This is a genomic window from Pseudomonas petrae, from assembly GCF_021728295.1.
Classification (GTDB): domain Bacteria; phylum Pseudomonadota; class Gammaproteobacteria; order Pseudomonadales; family Pseudomonadaceae; genus Aquipseudomonas; species Aquipseudomonas petrae.
Window position 1 is genome coordinate 15132 of record NZ_JAKJXE010000021.1, and the last position, 18104, is coordinate 33235.

The 18104-nt window shown below is 60.6% G+C and carries 16 protein-coding genes; 7 read left to right on the plus strand and 9 right to left on the minus strand.

Features of this window, described 5'->3' with window-relative positions:
• Nucleotides 1–185: 185 nt before the first annotated feature.
• The 5 genes from L4G42_RS24680 to L4G42_RS24700 form a co-directional block, all read right to left on the minus strand.
• On the minus strand, nt 186–887 hold the full coding sequence (locus tag L4G42_RS24680; RefSeq protein ID WP_037012216.1) for an ABC transporter ATP-binding protein: 702 nt from the start codon (nt 885–887) through the stop codon (nt 186–188).
• Nucleotides 888–1655, minus strand: a complete 768-nt coding sequence (livG, locus tag L4G42_RS24685; RefSeq protein ID WP_122536637.1) for a high-affinity branched-chain amino acid ABC transporter ATP-binding protein LivG — start codon at nt 1653–1655, stop codon at nt 888–890.
• A complete protein-coding gene (locus tag L4G42_RS24690; RefSeq protein ID WP_237260015.1) occupies nt 1655–2917 on the minus strand; it encodes a high-affinity branched-chain amino acid ABC transporter permease LivM in 1263 nt (420 codons plus the stop codon). The genes livG and L4G42_RS24690 overlap by 1 nt, the downstream gene beginning before the upstream one ends.
• Nucleotides 2914–3840, minus strand: coding sequence for a high-affinity branched-chain amino acid ABC transporter permease LivH (gene livH, locus L4G42_RS24695; protein WP_237260014.1), 927 nt, complete (start codon nt 3838–3840; stop codon nt 2914–2916). The genes L4G42_RS24690 and livH overlap by 4 nt, the downstream gene beginning before the upstream one ends.
• A 214-nt stretch (nt 3841–4054) precedes the next feature.
• Complete coding sequence (locus L4G42_RS24700) at nt 4055–5182, minus strand: branched-chain amino acid ABC transporter substrate-binding protein (RefSeq protein ID WP_237254534.1); 1128 nt, start codon at nt 5180–5182, stop codon at nt 4055–4057.
• Nucleotides 5183–5509: 327 nt separating this feature from the next.
• Here L4G42_RS24700 and L4G42_RS24705 point away from each other — a divergent pair, with 327 nt between their 5' ends.
• Nucleotides 5510–5809 (plus strand): DUF2288 domain-containing protein, encoded by a 300-nt coding sequence (locus L4G42_RS24705; RefSeq protein ID WP_133777077.1) that lies wholly within the window; start codon nt 5510–5512, stop codon nt 5807–5809.
• A gap of 112 nt (nt 5810–5921) precedes the next feature.
• Here L4G42_RS24705 and L4G42_RS24710 read toward each other — a convergent pair whose 3' ends face one another.
• Nucleotides 5922–6266, minus strand: coding sequence for a YkgJ family cysteine cluster protein (locus tag L4G42_RS24710; protein WP_237254533.1), 345 nt, complete (start codon nt 6264–6266; stop codon nt 5922–5924).
• A gap of 344 nt (nt 6267–6610) precedes the next feature.
• Here L4G42_RS24710 and L4G42_RS24715 point away from each other — a divergent pair, with 344 nt between their 5' ends.
• Nucleotides 6611–7969, plus strand: coding sequence for a spinster family MFS transporter (locus L4G42_RS24715; protein ID WP_237254532.1), 1359 nt, complete (start codon nt 6611–6613; stop codon nt 7967–7969).
• 70 nt (nt 7970–8039) lie between these two features.
• Here the strand turns inward: L4G42_RS24715 and rapA are convergent, their stop codons facing one another.
• Nucleotides 8040–10886, minus strand: a complete 2847-nt coding sequence (rapA, locus tag L4G42_RS24720; RefSeq protein ID WP_237254531.1) for an RNA polymerase-associated protein RapA — start codon at nt 10884–10886, stop codon at nt 8040–8042.
• Nucleotides 10887–11092: 206 nt separating this feature from the next.
• Here rapA and L4G42_RS24725 point away from each other — a divergent pair, with 206 nt between their 5' ends.
• The 3 genes from L4G42_RS24725 to ccoM all read left to right on the plus strand — a co-directional run bounded on the left by L4G42_RS24725 (nt 11093) and on the right by ccoM (nt 11919).
• Entirely contained in the window at nt 11093–11440 is a 348-nt protein-coding gene (locus L4G42_RS24725; RefSeq protein WP_237254530.1) for an aspartate-semialdehyde dehydrogenase, read from the plus strand.
• 66 nt (nt 11441–11506) lie between these two features.
• A complete protein-coding gene (locus tag L4G42_RS24730) occupies nt 11507–11668 on the plus strand; it encodes a hypothetical protein (protein WP_237254529.1) in 162 nt (53 codons plus the stop codon).
• 134 nt (nt 11669–11802) lie between these two features.
• Entirely contained in the window at nt 11803–11919 is a 117-nt protein-coding gene (ccoM, locus tag L4G42_RS26155; RefSeq protein ID WP_336885906.1) for a cytochrome c oxidase subunit CcoM, read from the plus strand.
• Between the two features lie 435 nt (nt 11920–12354).
• Here the strand turns inward: ccoM and L4G42_RS24735 are convergent, their stop codons facing one another.
• On the minus strand, nt 12355–12825 hold the full coding sequence (locus tag L4G42_RS24735; RefSeq protein ID WP_037012202.1) for a MaoC family dehydratase: 471 nt from the start codon (nt 12823–12825) through the stop codon (nt 12355–12357).
• Nucleotides 12826–12865: 40 nt separating this feature from the next.
• Nucleotides 12866–13810 (minus strand): alpha/beta hydrolase, encoded by a 945-nt coding sequence (locus L4G42_RS24740; RefSeq protein WP_237254528.1) that lies wholly within the window; start codon nt 13808–13810, stop codon nt 12866–12868.
• Between the two features lie 226 nt (nt 13811–14036).
• Between L4G42_RS24740 and fadD2 the strand changes: the two genes are divergently transcribed.
• Both fadD2 and fadD1 read left to right on the plus strand, forming a co-directional pair.
• Nucleotides 14037–15725, plus strand: coding sequence for a long-chain-fatty-acid--CoA ligase FadD2 (gene fadD2, locus L4G42_RS24745; protein WP_237260013.1), 1689 nt, complete (start codon nt 14037–14039; stop codon nt 15723–15725).
• A 355-nt stretch (nt 15726–16080) separates the two neighbouring features.
• On the plus strand, nt 16081–17778 hold the full coding sequence (gene fadD1, locus L4G42_RS24750; protein WP_237254526.1) for a long-chain-fatty-acid--CoA ligase FadD1: 1698 nt from the start codon (nt 16081–16083) through the stop codon (nt 17776–17778).
• The last annotated feature ends 326 nt before the right edge of the window (nt 17779–18104 follow it).

Below are 18104 nucleotides of genomic sequence, written 5' to 3' on the forward strand. Positions count from 1 at the left end.
CCGTCAGGACATGGATGTCCGTTCGGCGCGGGCCCACGGAGCGAGACCGGAGTGAAGGTACTCCGACGCAGGAGGAGCCCAACCGAGAGCAAGCCCCCTTGGTTACTTGGGGGGCTTTTTCCAAGTAACTCGCCGAAGGCGAAACAAGAGGCCGTTAGGCCGAGGCTCTTGATCTTGCTTCAGATTCAACCGCCGAGATAAGCATCCCGCACTTTCGGATCAACCAACAACTCCGCCCCAGACCCCTGCATCACCACCCGGCCATTCTCCAGAACATACGCACGATCAGCGATCTTCAACGCCTGATTCGCATTCTGCTCCACCAGAAACACCGTCACCCCATCCCGCCGCAACTGCTCAACAATCTCGAAAATCTGCTGAATAATAATCGGCGCCAGACCCAGCGAAGGCTCATCCAGCAGCAACAGCTTCGGCTTGCTCATCAAGGCACGCCCGATCGCCAGCATCTGCTGCTCGCCGCCGGACATCGTCCCGCCGCGCTGATTGAAACGCTCCTTCAGACGCGGAAACAACTCAAGCACCTTGTCCATCTGCACCTGATAATCGTCCTTGTCCGTAAAGAACCCGCCCATCGCCAGATTCTCCTCCACCGTCAGACGCGCAAACACCCGACGGCCCTCCGGCACCACCGCAATACTCTTGCGCATGATCACCGACGACTCCAGACCCACCAGCTCCTCACCCATATAGCGGATGCTGCCACTGTGCGCGCGCGGCGAACCGCACAGCGTCATCAACAGCGTCGATTTGCCCGCGCCATTGGCGCCAATCAGCGTGACAATCTCACCCTGCTGAACATCGATGCTGACACCGTGCAATGCCTGGATCTTGCCGTAAAACGTGGAAACGTTATCGAACTGCAGCATTTACGCTTCCCCCAGATAGGCTTTGATCACTTCAGGATTGTCACGGATCTGCTCGGGCGTGCCATCGGCCAGCGGCGTGCCCTGATTGATCACCACGATGTGGTCGGAAATGCTCATGACCAGCTTCATGTCGTGCTCGATCAGCAACACCGTCGCGTTGTGCTCGTTGCGCAACACGCCGATCAGCGCTTTCAAGTCTTCGGTTTCTTTCGGGTTCAGACCGGCCGCCGGTTCGTCGAGCATCAGGATGCGCGGGCGCGTCATCATGCAGCGGGCGATTTCCAGACGACGTTGCTGACCGTACGCCAGCGTGCCGGCAGGACGGTTGGCGAACTCCTTCAGATCAACCGCTTCCAGCCAATGCTCGGCGTACTCCATCGCCTCGCGCTCGCTTTTGCGGTACGCCGGAGTCTTGAACAGGCCGGACAGGAAATTCGTGTTGAGGTGGCGATGCTGGGCCACCAGCAGGTTTTCTACCGCCGTCATTTCCTTGAACAGGCGCACGTTCTGGAACGTTCGCACCACGCCTTTACGGGCGATTTCATGGCCGGCCAGGCCCTGGATCGGCTCGCCGTCCAGCAGAATCGTGCCGGAAGTCGGCTTGTAGAAGCCGGTCAGGCAGTTGAACACGGTGGTCTTGCCGGCGCCGTTCGGGCCGATCATCGACACAACCTGCTTCTCGTTGACGGTCAGACCGACGCCGTTGACAGCCAGCAGACCGCCAAAGCGCATGCACAAGCCGGACGCTTGCAGAAGTGGACGGCTCATCAGCGCTCCCCCTTGAGTTTCATGACGGGACGCTGCATTGGCAGGAAGCCCTGTGGACGCCAGATCATCATCAGCACCATCAAGGCGCCGAAGCCGAGCATCCGGTATTCGCTGAATTCGCGAAGCAGTTCAGGCAACAGAATCATCACGACTGCGGCGAGGATCACGCCCAGCTGCGAGCCCATGCCGCCCAGGACCACGATGGCGAGGATGATCGCCGACTCGAGAAAGGTGAACGACTCTGGCGTGATCAGCCCTTGGCGCGCGGCGAAGAAACTGCCGGCGAAACCGGCGAACGCAGCACCCAGGGTGAAGGCCGACAGCTTGATGATGGTCGGATTCAGGCCCAGCGCGCGGCAGGCGATTTCGTCTTCACGCAGGGCTTCCCAGGCGCGGCCGATGGGCATGCGCAACAACCGGTTGATCACGAACAGCGCCAACAGCGCCAGCAGCAGGGCGATCAGGTAGAGAAAGATCACCTTGTTGATGGAGTTGTAGGGCAGGCCGAAATATTCGTGGAACGTCTGCATACCTTCAGCCGCCTTGCGCTCGAACGACAGGCCGAACAGCGTCGGTTTTTCGATGTTGCTGATGCCGTTCGGGCCGCCGGTGATGTCGGTCAGGTTACGCAGGAACAGGCGAATGATTTCACCGAAGCCCAGTGTCACGATGGCCAGATAGTCCCCGCGCAAGCGCAGGACCGGGAAGCCCAGCAGGAAGCCGAAAGTCGCCGAAGCCAGCCCCGCGAGCGGCAGGCAGATCCAGAAACCGAAGCCGAAGTAGTGCTGCAGCAGGGCGTAGGTGTACGCGCCGACGGCGTAGAAGCCGACATAGCCCAGATCGAGCAGCCCGGCCAGACCGACGACGATGTTCAGGCCCAGGCCGAGCATCACGTAGATCAGGATCAGGGTCGCGATGTCCACCGCGCCGCGCGAGCCGAAGAACGGCCACACCAGCGCAGCAATCACCAGCGCGCCGAGGAACCAGCGTTGGGTCGACGGCAGGGTCAGAAAGTTGCTGGTTTTGTCGGACATCAGCTGTTTCTGCGGACGCGAACGCCACATGGCGCTGATCTGTTCGTTGAACAGCACGCGCAGGAACATCAGAAACGCCGCGGCGAAAATCACCAGTACGGTCGTGGTGCTGGCGCCGACCACCGCGAGATTGATCCCGACGATGTCCAGTTTGAGCCCGAGGATCGGGTAAGCGACGGCCAGCACCAGCACTGCGCTGAAGAGGGCCGATTTGAGATTCCTGGTCATACTTTTTCAACCTCCGGACGGCCGAGCAGGCCGGTTGGCCGGAACAACAACACCAATACGAGAAGACCGAACGCCACCACATCCTTGTACTGGTCGCCAAAGATGTCGGCGCCAAAGGCTTCGGCGATGCCCAGCACCAGACCGCCGAGCATCGCGCCCGGGATACTGCCGATGCCGCCCAGTACCGCGGCGGTGAAAGCTTTGATGCCGACGAGGAAACCGGCGTTGGGGTTGATCACGCCGTACTGCATGCTCAGCAGGACCGCCGCGACCGCCGCCAGGGCGGCGCCGATGACAAAGGTCAGGGCAATGATGTTGTTGGTGTTGATCCCCAGCAGGTTGGCCATCTTGATGTCTTCGGCGCAGGCACGGCAGGCGCGACCCAGGCGAGAGCGGGAGATGAACCAGGTCAGACCGAGCATGGCCACCAGCGTGACGACGAAGATGAGGATCTGCATGTACGAGATCACCACTTCATGGTTGCTGCCGGGGCCGAAAACGAAGTTGCCGGGAATGAGGTTGGGGATCGACTTGTCTTTTGAGTCCTGCGACAACAGCACGGTGTTCTGCAAGAAAATCGACATGCCAATGGCGGAAATCAGAGGGATCAAACGGTTGCTGCCGCGCAACGGGCGATAGGCAACTCGCTCGATGGCATACCCGTAGGCGCTGGTCACCACAATACTGGCGACGAAGGCTGCGGTAATCAGCAGGGGCAGGCTGTCCAGGCCAAGCATGGTCAGACCGGCCAGGGCGATAAACGCCACATACGACCCGATCATGTACACCTCGCCGTGGGCGAAGTTGATCATGCCGATGATGCCGTAAACCATGGTGTAGCCAATGGCAATCAAGGCGTAAGTGCTGCCAATGGTCAAACCATTAACCAGCTGTTGAAGAAAGTGATAGAGATCTATCGGCATTGCTGAGTGCTCCTAAAAACCTGCCTGGTGTTTCACTGGTGAAGTCTTTTCCCGCTCGCGCGTCGTGATCTACGTCCGCGTCCGGCACGAGCCCAGTGTTTCACTGGTGCGGTTTCAAGATGTTCGGGGATCGGAATTCTTGTGAAATTCGGTGCCCAGCTAAAACAAAGCCCACTGCGGTTGCAGTGGGCTTCGGGTAAGCATGAAGGCTGCGTTATTTCACAGGGGCTTCAGTCTTGGTGCCATCTTTGTGCCAGGTGTAAACGACGAATTTGAAGTCTTTCAAGTCACCCTTGGCGTCAAAGGTCAGATCGCCGGTAGGGGTTTTGAAGGTGCCGGCGTGAATGGCGGCGGCCACTTTCGCGGTGTCTTCGGACTTGGCGGTCTTGATCGCGTCGGCAATCACTTCCACGGCAGCGTAGGCCGGGAACACGAACGGACCGCTCGGGTCTTCTTTCTTCGCGGCGAATGCATCAACCAGCGCTTTGTTGGAAGGATCCTGGTCGAAGGATTTCGGCAGGGTCACCAACAGACCTTCGGACGCGTCCTGAGCGATCTGCGAGATGGACGCGTTGCCCACGCCCTCCGGACCCATGAAACCGGCTTTCAGGCCTTTTTCCTGTGCCTGACGCAGGATCAGACCCAGCTCAGGGTGGTAGCCGCCGTAGTAGACGAAGTCGACGTTGGCTTGCTTCATCTTGGCGATCAGCGAGGAGAAGTCTTTGTCGCCGGCGTTGATGCCTTCGAACAGGGCGACTTTCACGCCGTCTTTTTCCAGGGTCTGCTTGACGGCGGTGGCGATGCCTTCACCGTATTGCTGTTTGTCGTGGATGACCGCAACGATCTTAGGCTTGACCTGCTTGGCGATGTAGTCGCCGGCGGCCGGGCCCTGGGCGCTGTCCAGGCCGATGGTGCGGAAAATCAGTTTGTAACCACGGGCAGTGATTTCCGGGCTGGTGGCAGCCGGAGTCACCATGATGATGCCTTCGTCTTCGTAGATGTCGGAAGCAGGCTGAGTGGAGCTGGAGCACAGGTGACCGACCACGAACTTGACGCCGTCGTTGACCACTTTGTTCGCGACGGCGACCGCTTGTTTCGGGTCGCAGGCATCATCGTATTCAACGGCTTCAAGCTTCTTGCCGTCCACGCCGCCTTTGGCGTTGATCTGCTCGATGGCCATCTTGGCGCCGCTGAATTGCATGTCGCCGTATTGGGCCACAGCACCGGTTTTCGGGCCGGCGATGCCGATCTTGATCGTGTCAGCTGCGAACGAATGACTGGCAACCCCCGCCAGAACCAGTGCGGCAAACAGCTTGGAAATCTGATTAATACCCTTAGTCATGATGCTCCACTCTTGCGTTGTCGTTTTTATAATCCTGACGGCCAAAGCTGCAGGACCGGATTGAATCTCCAGGCCGCACCCCCAGCAACTGTACCGGAACAGTTTAGAGCGCCGGTCGAGCGCTTGAATAGCTGGCTGCGGGGGGCAAAACCTGTGGATGTCGCTTAATCGACAGAAAGATACACAATCAAGCCGGCTGCGTTGCCCTATCGAGCGACGAACCGTTTGGCTTACGCGAACTTCCCTGCAATCAATCACTTGAATCCGGGTTTGTCGGTACGAAAGGCGGCGCTATCATTGCGCCGATTTCCAATACGGTGAAAACCCATGACGCAAGAACCTAGCACCCTCTATGCCAAACTGCTTGGCGAAACCGCTTCAATTACCTGGAAAGAATTGCAACCGTTCTTTGCGAAGGGTGCCCTGTTGTGGGTCGAGCCGACGCTGGATTTGATCGCCGTGGCGCAGGCATTTGCCGAGAACAGCGAGGCGCAGGTGGCGGCATGGGTAGCGAGCGGGGAGGTCGGCAAGGTCTCTGAATCAAAGGCTCTGGATCTTTTGGAGCGCGATCCGCCGCTGTGGGCCGTCGTCGTCGCGCCCTGGGTGTTGATCCACGAAAGGGCGTGACGCTGTCCGCTGCTCAATAATGGTGCGTCGGATGATGGCAAAGTGGGTAGGGCGGTAACTCCCAGTGTGTCGCCGGTAGCAAAATCTCTCGTTGAATTTGCACGGCTCCGACTCAAGCTGCCACGAGAACAACCGGCGGCAAACCAAAGGCTGCCCGTGCCGCGTCGCAATGGCTGTTGTGCTCGCCATCTGCCCAGACAGGATCGAATTCGCGGCAAGTAGTCGCGCGCTGTTCATAGATAGAACAGCTGACCTTGACGCCGACTTCTCCCACCAGTGCAACACACCGCGGCGACTTACAGTCCGTCCCGATCATTGCCACGCGGCTCGCGCTGATGCTCTCCACCAGCTCATCGGGCACTGTTCCTCCCGCCGATGCACATTCTCCCCAGAAAAACGAAACGCGAAATTGTGAGCAGCAGGCACCACAATTCAGACACGGACTGACATCGGACATGAGTTAAAACCGGAGGGGAGAGGAGGGGCAATCTGCGGCTCATTCTAGGCTTCCCATGGGCGCTGGGAAGTGGATACGAGAAATATATCCCGAGGATCGGGGCGCCTGAGATTTCAGTCGTACGACGCATCGATCTGGCCGGCTCTCCGCGTTCCCATGGCTGGGTATCAGCGGTGCGAATGTTTGCAGACAAGGGGCGGACGGGGGACTACACAGATTGGGCGTGGATGTGTTTATCGCCACAGACCAGGGGACCGCGCAAACCTCGCAGACCGAGACCGCTAGCCACTTGATCAGTCCACTCGCCGACGTCAGTCATCAATAACAAGAAAAGAGATCGACTCATGGATCAATCGACTCAGGCAGCGAACGCCTGGCGCGTTCTGTTTCTGCTGTTTCTGGCCAACCTGTTCAATTTCTTCGACCGCACGATCCCCGCGATCATCATCGAGCCCATTCGCAAGGAATGGTCGCTGAGCGATTTTCAGCTCGGCATCATCGGCACCGCCTTCACGCTGGTGTACGCAGTGGCCGGTCTGCCTTTGGGTCGCATGGCCGACAACGGCTCGCGGCGCAAATTGATGGGTTGGGGCCTGGCGGTGTGGAGCGGCCTGACGGCGGTAAACGGTCTGGTCGGCAACTTTTGGGCGTTTCTGCTGGTGCGCATGGGCGTCGGGATCGGCGAGGCCAGCTATGCACCCGCGGCCAACTCGTTGATCGGCGACCTGTTCCCGGCCCACCGCCGTGCCCGGGCCATGGGCATTTTCATGCTCGGCCTGCCGCTGGGGCTGCTGCTGGCGTTCTTCACCATCGGCGCGATGGTCCAGGCGTTCGGCAGCTGGCGCGCGCCGTTCTTCATCGCCGCGGTGCCGGGGCTGGTGCTGGCCGTGTTCATGTTCTTCATTCGCGAGCCGGCCCGGGGCGCCGCTGAAAGCGTGGCCATTTCCCAGGAAAAAATCGACCGGCCGATCCGCCGCTTACTGTCGATCCCGACGTTTCGCTGGCTGGTGCTCGCCGGTCTGGCGTTCAACTTCGCCACGTACGCGTGCAACTCGTTCATGGTGTCGATGCTGCAGCGCTACTTTTTACTGCCCTTGCAGGAAGCCGCAATGGCCACCGGCATGATCGTCGGCGTGACCGGTCTCGTTGGCCTGACCGTCGGCGGCTGGGTGGCGGACAAGCTGCATCAACGCTGGAGCAACGGCCGCCTGATGTTTGCCGCGATGAGCATGGTGGTCGCGACGCTGTGTACCGGTTATGCGCTGCACGCCGGGCGCATCGAGATCGGCGTGTTCGTCGGGGTGTTCAGCCTCGGTTGGCTGTTCTCTTACAACTTCTACACCTGCGTCTACACCGCCATTCAGGACGTGGCCCAGCCCCGGCTGCGTGCGACGGCCATGGCGCTGTTTTTTGCCGGTTTGTATCTGCTGGGCGGCGGGCTGGGGCCGGTGGTGGTGGGCCTGCTGTCGGACCATTTCGCCCACTCGGCCCTGTACGCCGCGCAGGTCGAGCAGATGACCGAACCGTTCAAGGCGGTGGGGCTGCACGATGCGATGTATTTGATCCCGGTGGCGTTGTTTTTCGCGCTGGTGTTTCTGGTGAAGGCGTCGACGTGTTTCAGCGCCGATGCGCAGCGGATGCGCGAGGGGATGGTGGCGGATGAGCCGGTGGTGGGTCGACAGGTGAAGCCGTCGGCGGCTTGAGCGGCTGCGCCTATGGATCAGGTTAATGCGGTCTCCTACAGGTTTCGCCGCGGATTCGCGGCGAACCTTTTTATCCCGCTACCAGCACGCGGATTGCTTCGAGGCGCAGCGCGGCTTTTTCCAGCATGGCCAGGCCTTGCTCACGTTGTTCGCGCAACGCGGCCAGTTCGCTGTCGCGGACAGTCGGGTTGACCGCTTGCAGAGCCGTCAAACGCGCCAGCTCTTCTTCGGTGTCTGCCGCCAATCTTCGCTGGGCTTGCGCCACACGTTCAGCGTGCTTCGGCGCGATCTTGCTTTCAGCAGCGTTGATTTGCGGGTTGAGCACGTCGCGCTGGGCCTGAATGAACTTGTTGGCGCTGGCCCGTGGCACGCTTTCCAGCTGATCATTCAAGGTAACGAAGGACACGCGGCCCGACAGGTCGTTGCCGTTGCCGTCCAGCAGGCAACGCAGCGCTGCCGGCGGCAGGTAACGGCCCAGCTGCAGCGAGCGCGGCGCGACCACTTCACTGACGTAGAGCAATTCCAGCAACACGGTGCCGGGTTTCAGCGCCTTGTTCTTGATCAATGCCACGGCGGTGTTGCCCATCGAGCCGGACAGCACCAGATCCATGCCGCCCTGCACCATCGGGTGTTCCCAGGTAATGAACTGCATGTCCTCGCGGGCCAGCGCCTGATTACGGTCGTAGGTGATGGTCACGCCTTCGTCGTCGCCCAGCGGGAAGCTGGCGTCGAGCATCTTCTCGCTCGGCCGCAGGATCAGCGCGTTCTCCGAGTGGTCCTCGCTGTCGATGCCGAATGCGTCGAACAGGGTTTCCATGTAGATCGGCAGGGTGAATTGATCGTCCTGCTCAAGGATGGCTTCGACCAGCGCCTCGCCTTCGCCCGCGCCGCCGGAATTCAGCTCCAGCAGACGGTCGCGGCCGGTGTGCAGTTCGCTTTCAAGGCGCACGCGTTCGTCGCGGGCCTCGGTCACCAGCGCCTGCCAGTCGTCCTCGTCGCCGCCTTCCAGCTGCGGCAACAGGCGCGGGCCGAACGTATGTTGCAGTGCGTTGCCGGTCGGGCAGGTGTTGAGGAAAGCGTTGAGCGCTTCGTGATACCACTGGAACAGCCGCTCTTGCGGGCTGGTTTCCAGATACGGCACGTGCAGCTCGATGATGTGCTTCTGGCCGATCCGGTCCAGACGACCGATCCGCTGCTCCAGCAGGTCCGGGTGCGCAGGCAGGTCGAACAACACCAGATGATGGGAGAACTGGAAGTTGCGACCTTCACTGCCGATTTCCGAACAGATCAGCACCTGGGCGCCGAACTCTTCGTCGGCGAAGTACGCCGCCGCGCGGTCACGCTCGAGGATGTTCATGCCTTCATGGAAGACCGTCGCCGGGATGCCGGAGCGCACGCGCAGGGCGTCTTCCAGGTCCATCGCGGTTTCGGCGTGGGCGCAGATGACCAGCACCTTCACGCGCTTGAGCATTTTCAGCGTGTCGATCAGCCATTCAACGCGCGGATCGAAGCGCCACCAGCGTTCTTCTTCGCTGATTTCGCCCTGGGCCTGGAAGCTGACTTCCGGGTACAGGTCGGCGTGTTCGCCAATCGGCAGCTCCAGGTACTCAGCCGGGCAGGGCAGCGGATACGGGTGCAGTTTGCGCTCCGGGAACCCTTGCACGGCGGCGCGGGTGTTGCGGAACAGCACGCGGCCGGTGCCGTGACGGTCAAGCAGTTCACGGATCAGGCGGGCACTGGCTTCTGCGTCGCCGGCGGCAACAGCGGTCAGCAGCGCCTCGGCTTCGGCGCCGAGGAAACCACGGATGGTCTCGTTCGCCTTGGGCGACAGCGTGCCTTTGTCCAGCAGCTCCTGAACGGCTTCGGCGACCGGGCGATAGTTTTCGCTCTCGGCGCGGAAGGCGTGCAGGTCGTGAAAACGGTTCGGGTCCAGCAGGCGCAGACGGGCAAAGTGGCTGTCCTGACCGAGCTGCTCGGGGGTTGCGGTCAGCAGCAGCACGCCGGGAATGACTTCGGCCAGTTGCTCGACCAGCGAGTATTCGCGGCTGGCCTTTTCTTCGTGCCACACCAGGTGGTGGGCCTCGTCGACGACCAGCATGTCCCAGCCCGCTGCAAACACCGCGTCCTGGGCCTTCTCGTCTTCAACCAGCCATTCCAGCGACACCAGCGCCAGTTGTGTGTCTTCGAACGGGTTGCTGGCATCGCTCTCGATGAAGCGTTCGGCGTCGAACAGCGCGACCTGCAGGTTGAAGCGGCGGCGCATTTCGACCAGCCACTGGTGCTGCAGGTTTTCCGGCACCAGGATCAGCACGCGGTTGGCGCGGCCCGACAGCAACTGGCGGTGGATGATCAGACCCGCTTCGATGGTTTTACCCAGCCCCACCTCGTCCGCCAGCAAGACGCGCGGCGCAATACGGTCGGCGACTTCACGGGCGATGTGCAACTGGTGCGCGATCGGTTGCGCGCGCACGCCGCCCAGGCCCCACAGCGAGGATTGCAGCTGGCGGCTGGTGTGTTCGAGGGTGTGATAACGCAGGGAGAACCACGGCAGGGGGTCGATCTGCCCGGCGAACAGGCGGTCGGTCGCCAGGCGGAACTGGATGAAGTTCGACAGCTGGGTTTCCGGCAGGGTCACGGGCTGGTTTTGCGCGTTGAGGCCGTGGTAGACCAGCAGGCCGTCGACGTCGTCGACTTCGCGGACGGTCATCTTCCAGTTTTCGAAGTGGGTGATGGTGTCACCCGGCGAGAAGCGCACCCGCGTCAGCGGCGCATTGCGCAAAGCATACTGGCGCGTGTCGCCAGTGGCCGGATAGAGCACGGTCAACAAGCGGCCGTCCTGTGCCAGAACGGTGCCCAAACCCAGCTCGGCTTCGCTGTCGCTAATCCAGCGTTGCCCCGGTTGATACTGCTGCGACATGCTGCCTGACTCCCGCCTTGAAAAAGCCGACTATGTTAACGGAACAAGGCGCCCAGGCCAAAGCCACATTGTAAAAACGCCCTGATATGGTGAGTGGCGCGCCTGAGGCGGGCACTTGCTGCGAAAAACATAGTCGAAACTCGCGCTTGAATCGGCTCAAGTCGACGAAACGGCAGCCGACAGCTTGATAACAGGAGACCATTACCATGCTGCCACCGCTGATCCCACTGAGCGCGGCCCCCGTGACTTCGCAGCTGGACCCGGTCAAACCCACCCCGGACATCCCGCCGGTAACGCCGATTCAAAAGAGTTCGAGCGAAACCAACATCGACATGGGCGAACGTGACCGCGAGCAGGCCGAATTGCTGCTGCGCGAAGAACAACGCCGCCACCAACGTCGCCGCAGCGACCGGCGCGTGGCCGACCGCCATCCTGATCTCGAAGAAGGTCCGGCCATCCCCGGCGATTTCCTCAATGCCGACAATACTGTCCCGGTGGTGCCGATCATCGACGACGAGCCGCGCCAGGGTTTGTGGGTCGACCTGAAAGTCTGATGCGCTGGTCAGCGCCGCTTCGATTGCGCATTATTGGCGGCAACAGCTATTCACGAGCGATACGCCATGAGCGATGACGAAAAACTGGTAGACCTGAGCGTCGAACGCGCCAAGCGTGTTCACGACCTCAATGACAAACGCCTGAACGAAGTACGAAGCGCTTTCGAGCAGGCCATGCCGCTGGGCAAGGGCAAGAAGAAAGCCAAGAGCAAACCGAAAAAACGCTGAGCCCGCCTTCCGTTCGTCCCCTGTCTGCCGGCCGTTGTCTGCGATTCACGCCGGCATTGACCTGAGTCAATTCCTCCCGCCACCCCTCTGGTTACTCTGCACCCATCAAACAGGCTCGGGCAGAAGGAGTGCGCATGTTTCTCGACCACGCAGTGATAGCCGGCGTCATGACGGTGGGGCTGTTGATGGTGATTTATTCAGGCGTTGGGCTGTTCATCTGGCGGGACTCACCCCGGCGCGGCAGACACTGAGGCTTCTATAAAAAGAGCACGCAAGGCATTTTGGGCAACTTCGGTTGCCCATTTTTTTTGCGTGCTGATTGCGGCGGCGTTGGCTGTCGAACACGGAATAAGAATGCGCTGCGCGCGCCGGCATCTCCCGACGCGCGTCAATTCACTCTGCAGGAGCCGGCTTGCGGGCGAACCCGATTTGCCATCCCCCATGCAGCGTCTGAACAAATGCGTTCGCCAGCAAGCCGGCTCCTACGGATCTGTGCACGGCGCAGGTTTCAGCGTTAACGCCAATCCAGTCGCATTTGTGCACGGCGCAGGTTTCAGCGTTAACGCGAATCTGTGTAGGAGCGCGCTTGCCCGCGATGGCGGTGGGTCATTCAGCACAGCGGTGTCTGAACAAAGGCGTTCGCCAGCAAGGTGGAGCGCCACCCCGGCGGCTCCTACAGAGCCCTCTCAGCCGACGGTGATGGGTGGCAGCTCGGCCAGGCTTACGGTCTGGAGCTTGCGCGGCGCGAGGATCTCGGCCTCGCCATCCACCACCAGTTCGTCGTTCTGGTTGAACACGCGAGTGGCGATGCGCACGCGGAATTTCGGCAGTTTCTCGAGGATTTCCAGGCGCACGGTCAAGGTGTCGCCGATCTTCACCGGCTTCTGGAAGGTCATCTGCTGGCCCAGGTAAATCGTCCCCGGGCCAGGCAGTTCACAGGCCACCGCCGCGCTGATCAATGCGCCGCTGAACATGCCGTGGGCGATGCGATCCTTGAACATGCTTTTGGCCGCGAACTCGGCATCCAGGTGCACCGGGTTGCGGTCGCCGGACATCTCGGCAAACAGCTGGATGTGACGCTCTTCGACGGTTTTGCTGTAGCTGGCCGTCTGACCGACTTCAAGGGCTTCGTACGGCGTGTTGGTGACTTGGGTCATGGGGTGTCCTGTGACATTTAGGAAAGATGAACCACCGGGGTCATTCGCTGCGGCGCGGCCTTGGCTGCTGCAGCGCCTGTTCAAGCCAGGCGAGCAGGTCCCGGGTGACTTCTTCACGATTGATCTCGTGGAAAATCTCGTGACGCGCCTGCGGGTAGACCTTCAGCGTAACAAACGGGTGGTCGGTGCCGCTCAGAGCGTCGGCCAGATGGGTGAGACGCTTGCCATCGCTCACCGGATCACATTCGCCACCGATAATCAGGACCGGCAGTCCGGGATCGATCTGCGCCAGGTTCGAACGCTTGCTGATCTGCTGCAGGCCGCCAAGCAAGTCCATCCACAATTGATTGGTGCAACGAAAGCCGCACAGAGGGTCGTTGCTGTACGCGTCGACTTCGGCCGGATCGCGGTTGAGCCAGTCGAAGCAGGTGCGCACGGGCTTGAAGCGTTTGTTGAACGAGCCGAACGACAGGTGTTCGATCAATGCGCTGCGCCCGGTCGCCCCTTGCCGCCAGCGCTCAATGCGGGCAACCAGCGCCGCCGAGCGGTAGAACGTGACCGGATGGTAATTCGAGCCGCTGAGGATCGCACCCTGCAAACTGGCGCTGTGGTGCAGCAAATACCCTTGGGCGATGTAACTGCCCATGCTGTGCCCGAGGAGGAACACCGGCACGCCCGGATGGCGCACTGCAATCGACGCTTTCAGCGTGGCGAGGTCGCCGACCACTTTGTTCCAGCCGTCCTGATCGGCGTAATGACCCAGGGTGCCATACGAGGCCGAATGGCCGTGGCCACGCTGATCGGCGGCATACAAAGCGAAACCTGCCTGCATCAATGCCATGCCGAGTCTGTCATAGCGCCCGCCGTGCTCAGCCATGCCGTGGGAAAGCAGAATCACCGCCCGGGCATTGCCCATCGGCCTCCAGGCATGCACATAGAGGCGACTGTGATCTTGAGCGTCCAGCCAAAAAGCTTCGTGTTCCATCGCGTTTCCCTGGCCCTTGTAAAAAGTTGTCTCAAAAAACGCAGTGGCGAGCGCTTCGCTTGAGTGTATAGCGGTAGCCGGATGGCAGGCTGGGTACCCGCAAGATTCACGGCGGTGATGACGTCGCGACGACTATTTGCCTTCTATGCCATAGCTGCTAACGTCCGGCAAACGCCCGTTTAAATACCACGGGGCCAGCACACTCAGGTAAGAGGATAAAAACAACATGCAACCTGAATTCTGGAACGACAAGCGCCCCGCTGGCGTTCTTTCTGAGGTGGACCTTCAGGCGTACACATCGGTGGTCGAGGTGTTCGAGCGCAGTTGCCGCCAGTACGCTGATCGGCCGGCTTACAGCAACATGGGTGTCACCCTGAGCTACGCAGAGCTTGAGCGCCAGTCGGCGGCGTTCGCCGGTTACCTGCAACAGCAGACTGACCTCAAACCCGGCGACCGCATCGCCGTGCAGATGCCCAACCTGATCCAATACCCTATCGCCGTGTTCGGTGCCATGCGCGCCGGCCTGATCGTCGTCAACACCAACCCGCTGTACACCGCCCGGGAAATGCGCCATCAGTTCAAGGACTCCGGCGCGCGCGCATTGGTCTATCTCAACGTCTTCGGCAAGAACGTGCAGGAAGTGCTGCCGGACACAGACATTCAGTACCTTATCGAAGTGAAGATGGGCGACATGCAGTCGGCGGCCAAAGGCTGGCTGATCAACACGGTGGTCGAGAAGGTCAAGAAACTGGTGCCCGCGTACCACTTGCCCCAGGCGATCCCGTTCAAACGTGTGCTCAAACTGGGCAAGGGCGATCGTCTGCAGCAGGTGCCGTTAGCCCTGAATGACGTCGCTGTATTGCAGTACACCGGCGGCACCACCGGTTCGCCGAAAGGCGCAATGCTGACCCACGGCAATCTGGTCGCCAACATGCAGCAGGTCTATGCCTGCATGCTGCAGCATGGGCCCGACGGGCTGCCGATCTTCAAGCAGGGCAGCGAAATCATGGTGGCGCCGCTGCCGCTTTATCACATCTATGCGTTCACCTGTAATTGCATGTGCATGATGGTCAGTGGCAATCACAACCTGCTGATCACCAACCCGCGGGACATCGGCGGCTTCATCAAGGAGCTGAAGAAGTGGAAGTTCTCGGCGATGCTCGGCCTCAACACGCTGTTCGTGGCGCTGATGGACCATCCCGAATTCAAGAACCTGGATTTCTCAACATTGCGGCTGACCAATTCCGGCGGCACTGCGCTGGTCAAAGCCACCGCCGAACGCTGGCTGCAGCTGACCGGCTCTCCGATCGTCGAGGGCTACGGCCTGACCGAAACCTCTCCCGTCGCCACCGCCAATCCCTACGGCAACCAGTCCAGGCTGGGCACGGTGGGCATGCCGGTGCCGGGCACCACGGCGAAAGTCATCAGCGACGACGGCATCGAACTGCCCGTGGGTGAGCGCGGCGAGCTGTGCCTCAAGGGGCCGCAGATCATGCTCGGCTACTGGAACAAGCCGGAGGCCACCGCCGAAGTGCTGGACAGCGAAGGCTGGCTGAAAACCGGCGACGTCGCGGTGATCGACCCGGACGGGTTCATTCGCATCGTGGACCGCAAGAAGGACCTGATCATCGTCTCCGGCTTCAACGTCTACCCGAACGAGATCGAAGACGTGGTCTCGCGGCATCCAAAAGTGGCGAATTGTGCGGTGATCGGCGTTCCGGACGACCGTTCGGGCGAAGCTGTGAAGCTGTTCGTGGTGCCGAGGGATGCAACGCTGACCAGCGAGGAGTTGACGGCATACTGCAAGGAGAACTTCACCGGCTACAAGATTCCCAAGCAGATCGTGCTGCGTGAGTCGTTGCCGATGACGCCTGTGGGGAAAATCCTGCGGCGGGAGCTGCGGGATATCGCCTGATCCGGCATTGCCTGGCCCCATAAGCGTTTACCCACAACAAGCGGCGTGATGATCACGCCGTTTTTTTTGCCTGGTATTTCGCTGCAGGTTTATCGCATCGCGTAAATGAACATCACGTAGGAATTTTCCGACATTTAGGTTCATTGCTCTGAACGTGACCGCTGCATATTCAAGAGTCAGGTATGTGACTGGAGAGCCCGCTTTTGGCTCTAGGCGGCCTCTGGCAAAGCTGATACGCTCGCCCCGCTTTTTGTGCCCATCGGTCAACAAAAAGCGGTGACTACACAATTCCAAACACAAGAAATCATCGCATTAAGCGGTGTGTAGAAACGCTGTCGCTGAGGAGTCGGCTTCCATGCTCGAAAACTTCTGGAAGGATAAATATCCGACGGGTATCGCTGCCGATATCGATCCGGATCAGTATCCGAACGTACAGGCCGTATTGAAACAGTCCTGTGAGCGTTTCGCCAACAAACCTGCGTTCAGCAACTTGGGCAAGACCCTCACCTACGGCGAGATGTACGCGCTGTCGGGTGCCTTCGCTGCGTATCTGCAACAGCACACCGACCTGCAACCCGGTGACCGCATCGCCGTGCAGTTGCCCAACGTGTTGCAGTACCCGGTCGCGGTATTCGGCGCCATTCGTGCCGGGCTCATCGTGGTCAACACCAACCCGCTGTACACCGCTCGGGAAATGGAACATCAATTCAACGACTCCGGCGCCAAGGCGCTTATCTGCCTGGCGAACATGGCGCACCTGGCCGAGAAGGTCGTGCCCAAGACCGGCGTGAAGCACATCATCGTCACCGAAGTCGCCGACCTGCTGCCGCCGCTCAAGCGCTTGCTGGTCAACAGCGTCATCAAGTACGTGAAGAAGATGGTCCCGCCGTTCCACTTGCCCAAGGCGGTCAAATTCAACGACGTGCTGGCCAAGGGTCATGGTCAGCCGGTGCAGGATGTTTCGCCGAACGGTGACGACGTCGCGGTGCTGCAATACACCGGCGGCACCACCGGCGTGGCCAAGGGCGCGATGCTCACCCACCGCAACCTCATCGCCAACATGCTGCAGTGCCGGGCGCTGATGGCGGCCAACCTCAACGAAGGCACGGAGATTCTGATCACGCCGTTGCCGCTGTACCACATCTATGCGTTCACCTTTCACTGCATGGCGATGATGCTGAGCGGCAACCACAACGTGCTGATCAGCAACCCGCGTGATTTGTCGGCGATGGTGAAAGAGCTGTCGAAATGGAAGTTCTCCGGCTTCGTCGGGCTCAACACGCTGTTCGTTGCGCTGTGCAATAACGCCGAGTTCCGCAACCTGGATTTCTCCTCGCTCAAGCTCACCCTCTCGGGCGGCATGGCCCTGCAAACCGCGGCGGCCGAGCGCTGGAAAGATGTGACCGGCTGCTCGATCTGCGAAGGTTACGGCATGACCGAAACCAGTCCGGTGGCGTCGGTCAACCCGTTCCAGAAGATCCAGATGGGCACCATCGGCATTCCCGTGCCCTCGACCCTGTGCAAGACCATCAACGACGCTGGCGAAGAGCTGCCGTTGGGCGAAGTGGGCGAGTTGTGCATCAAGGGCCCGCAGGTGATGAAGGGCTACTGGCAGCGTCAGGACGCCACCGACGAGATGCTCGATGCCGACGGTTGGTTGAAAACCGGCGACATCGCGATCATTCAGCCGGATGGCTACATGCGCATTGTTGACCGCAAGAAGGACATGATTCTGGTTTCCGGCTTCAACGTGTACCCAAACGAACTGGAAGACGTATTGGCGACCTTGCCGGGCGTCCTGCAGTGCGCGGCCATTGGTATCCCGGACGAGAAATCCGGCGAGGCGATCAAGCTGTTCGTGGTGTGCAAGCCGGGCACGACCCTGAGCAAGGATCAGGTCATGGAGCACATGCGCGCCAACGTCACTGCTTATAAAGTGCCGCGCAGCGTGGAATTCCGCGACGCCCTGCCGACCACCAACGTCGGCAAGATCCTGCGCCGCGAACTGCGCGACGAAGAGCTGAAAAAGCTGGCGCTGAAAAAGCCGGCCTAAGTCAGACGTGACAACCACAAACCCCGGCACCGTGGTCGGCCTAACGGCCTAACGGCCTCGGGTTTCGCCTTCGGCGAGTTACTTGGAAAAGTCGAAAGTCGCACCATCCCCAAGTAACCAAAGGTGCTTGCTCTCGGTTTGGCCCCTCGTTCCTCGGGGTCCCTTCACTCCGGTCTCGCTCCGTGGGCCCGCGCCGAACGGACATCCATGTCCTGACGGCGCTCTCGCCGCATCCATGCGGCTCGGCCCACTGCGCGAGACCTGCGTTCAGCCTGCACCCAAGTCGCGATTTGTGGTGTTTGAGCCTTTTGCGTTGAAGATCAAAA

What these genes read in the sequence shown, in the direction of transcription:
- L4G42_RS24680 (WP_037012216.1), bottom strand. Translation starts at nt 887, where the DNA reads ATGCTGCAGTTCGATAACGTTTCCACGTTTTACGGCAAGATCCAGGCA.
- livG (WP_122536637.1), bottom strand. Translation starts at nt 1,655, where the DNA reads ATGAGCCGTCCACTTCTGCAAGCGTCCGGCTTGTGCATGCGCTTTGGC.
- L4G42_RS24690 (WP_237260015.1), bottom strand. Translation starts at nt 2,917, where the DNA reads ATGACCAGGAATCTCAAATCGGCCCTCTTCAGCGCAGTGCTGGTGCTG.
- livH (WP_237260014.1), bottom strand. Translation starts at nt 3,840, where the DNA reads ATGCCGATAGATCTCTATCACTTTCTTCAACAGCTGGTTAATGGTTTG.
- L4G42_RS24700 (WP_237254534.1), bottom strand. Translation starts at nt 5,182, where the DNA reads ATGACTAAGGGTATTAATCAGATTTCCAAGCTGTTTGCCGCACTGGTT.
- L4G42_RS24705 (WP_133777077.1), top strand. Translation starts at nt 5,510, where the DNA reads ATGACGCAAGAACCTAGCACCCTCTATGCCAAACTGCTTGGCGAAACC.
- L4G42_RS24710 (WP_237254533.1), bottom strand. Translation starts at nt 6,266, where the DNA reads ATGTCCGATGTCAGTCCGTGTCTGAATTGTGGTGCCTGCTGCTCACAA.
- L4G42_RS24715 (WP_237254532.1), top strand. Translation starts at nt 6,611, where the DNA reads ATGGATCAATCGACTCAGGCAGCGAACGCCTGGCGCGTTCTGTTTCTG.
- rapA (WP_237254531.1), bottom strand. Translation starts at nt 10,886, where the DNA reads ATGTCGCAGCAGTATCAACCGGGGCAACGCTGGATTAGCGACAGCGAA.
- L4G42_RS24725 (WP_237254530.1), top strand. Translation starts at nt 11,093, where the DNA reads ATGCTGCCACCGCTGATCCCACTGAGCGCGGCCCCCGTGACTTCGCAG.
- L4G42_RS24730 (WP_237254529.1), top strand. Translation starts at nt 11,507, where the DNA reads ATGAGCGATGACGAAAAACTGGTAGACCTGAGCGTCGAACGCGCCAAG.
- ccoM (WP_336885906.1), top strand. Translation starts at nt 11,803, where the DNA reads ATGTTTCTCGACCACGCAGTGATAGCCGGCGTCATGACGGTGGGGCTG.
- L4G42_RS24735 (WP_037012202.1), bottom strand. Translation starts at nt 12,825, where the DNA reads ATGACCCAAGTCACCAACACGCCGTACGAAGCCCTTGAAGTCGGTCAG.
- L4G42_RS24740 (WP_237254528.1), bottom strand. Translation starts at nt 13,810, where the DNA reads ATGGAACACGAAGCTTTTTGGCTGGACGCTCAAGATCACAGTCGCCTC.
- fadD2 (WP_237260013.1), top strand. Translation starts at nt 14,037, where the DNA reads ATGCAACCTGAATTCTGGAACGACAAGCGCCCCGCTGGCGTTCTTTCT.
- fadD1 (WP_237254526.1), top strand. Translation starts at nt 16,081, where the DNA reads ATGCTCGAAAACTTCTGGAAGGATAAATATCCGACGGGTATCGCTGCC.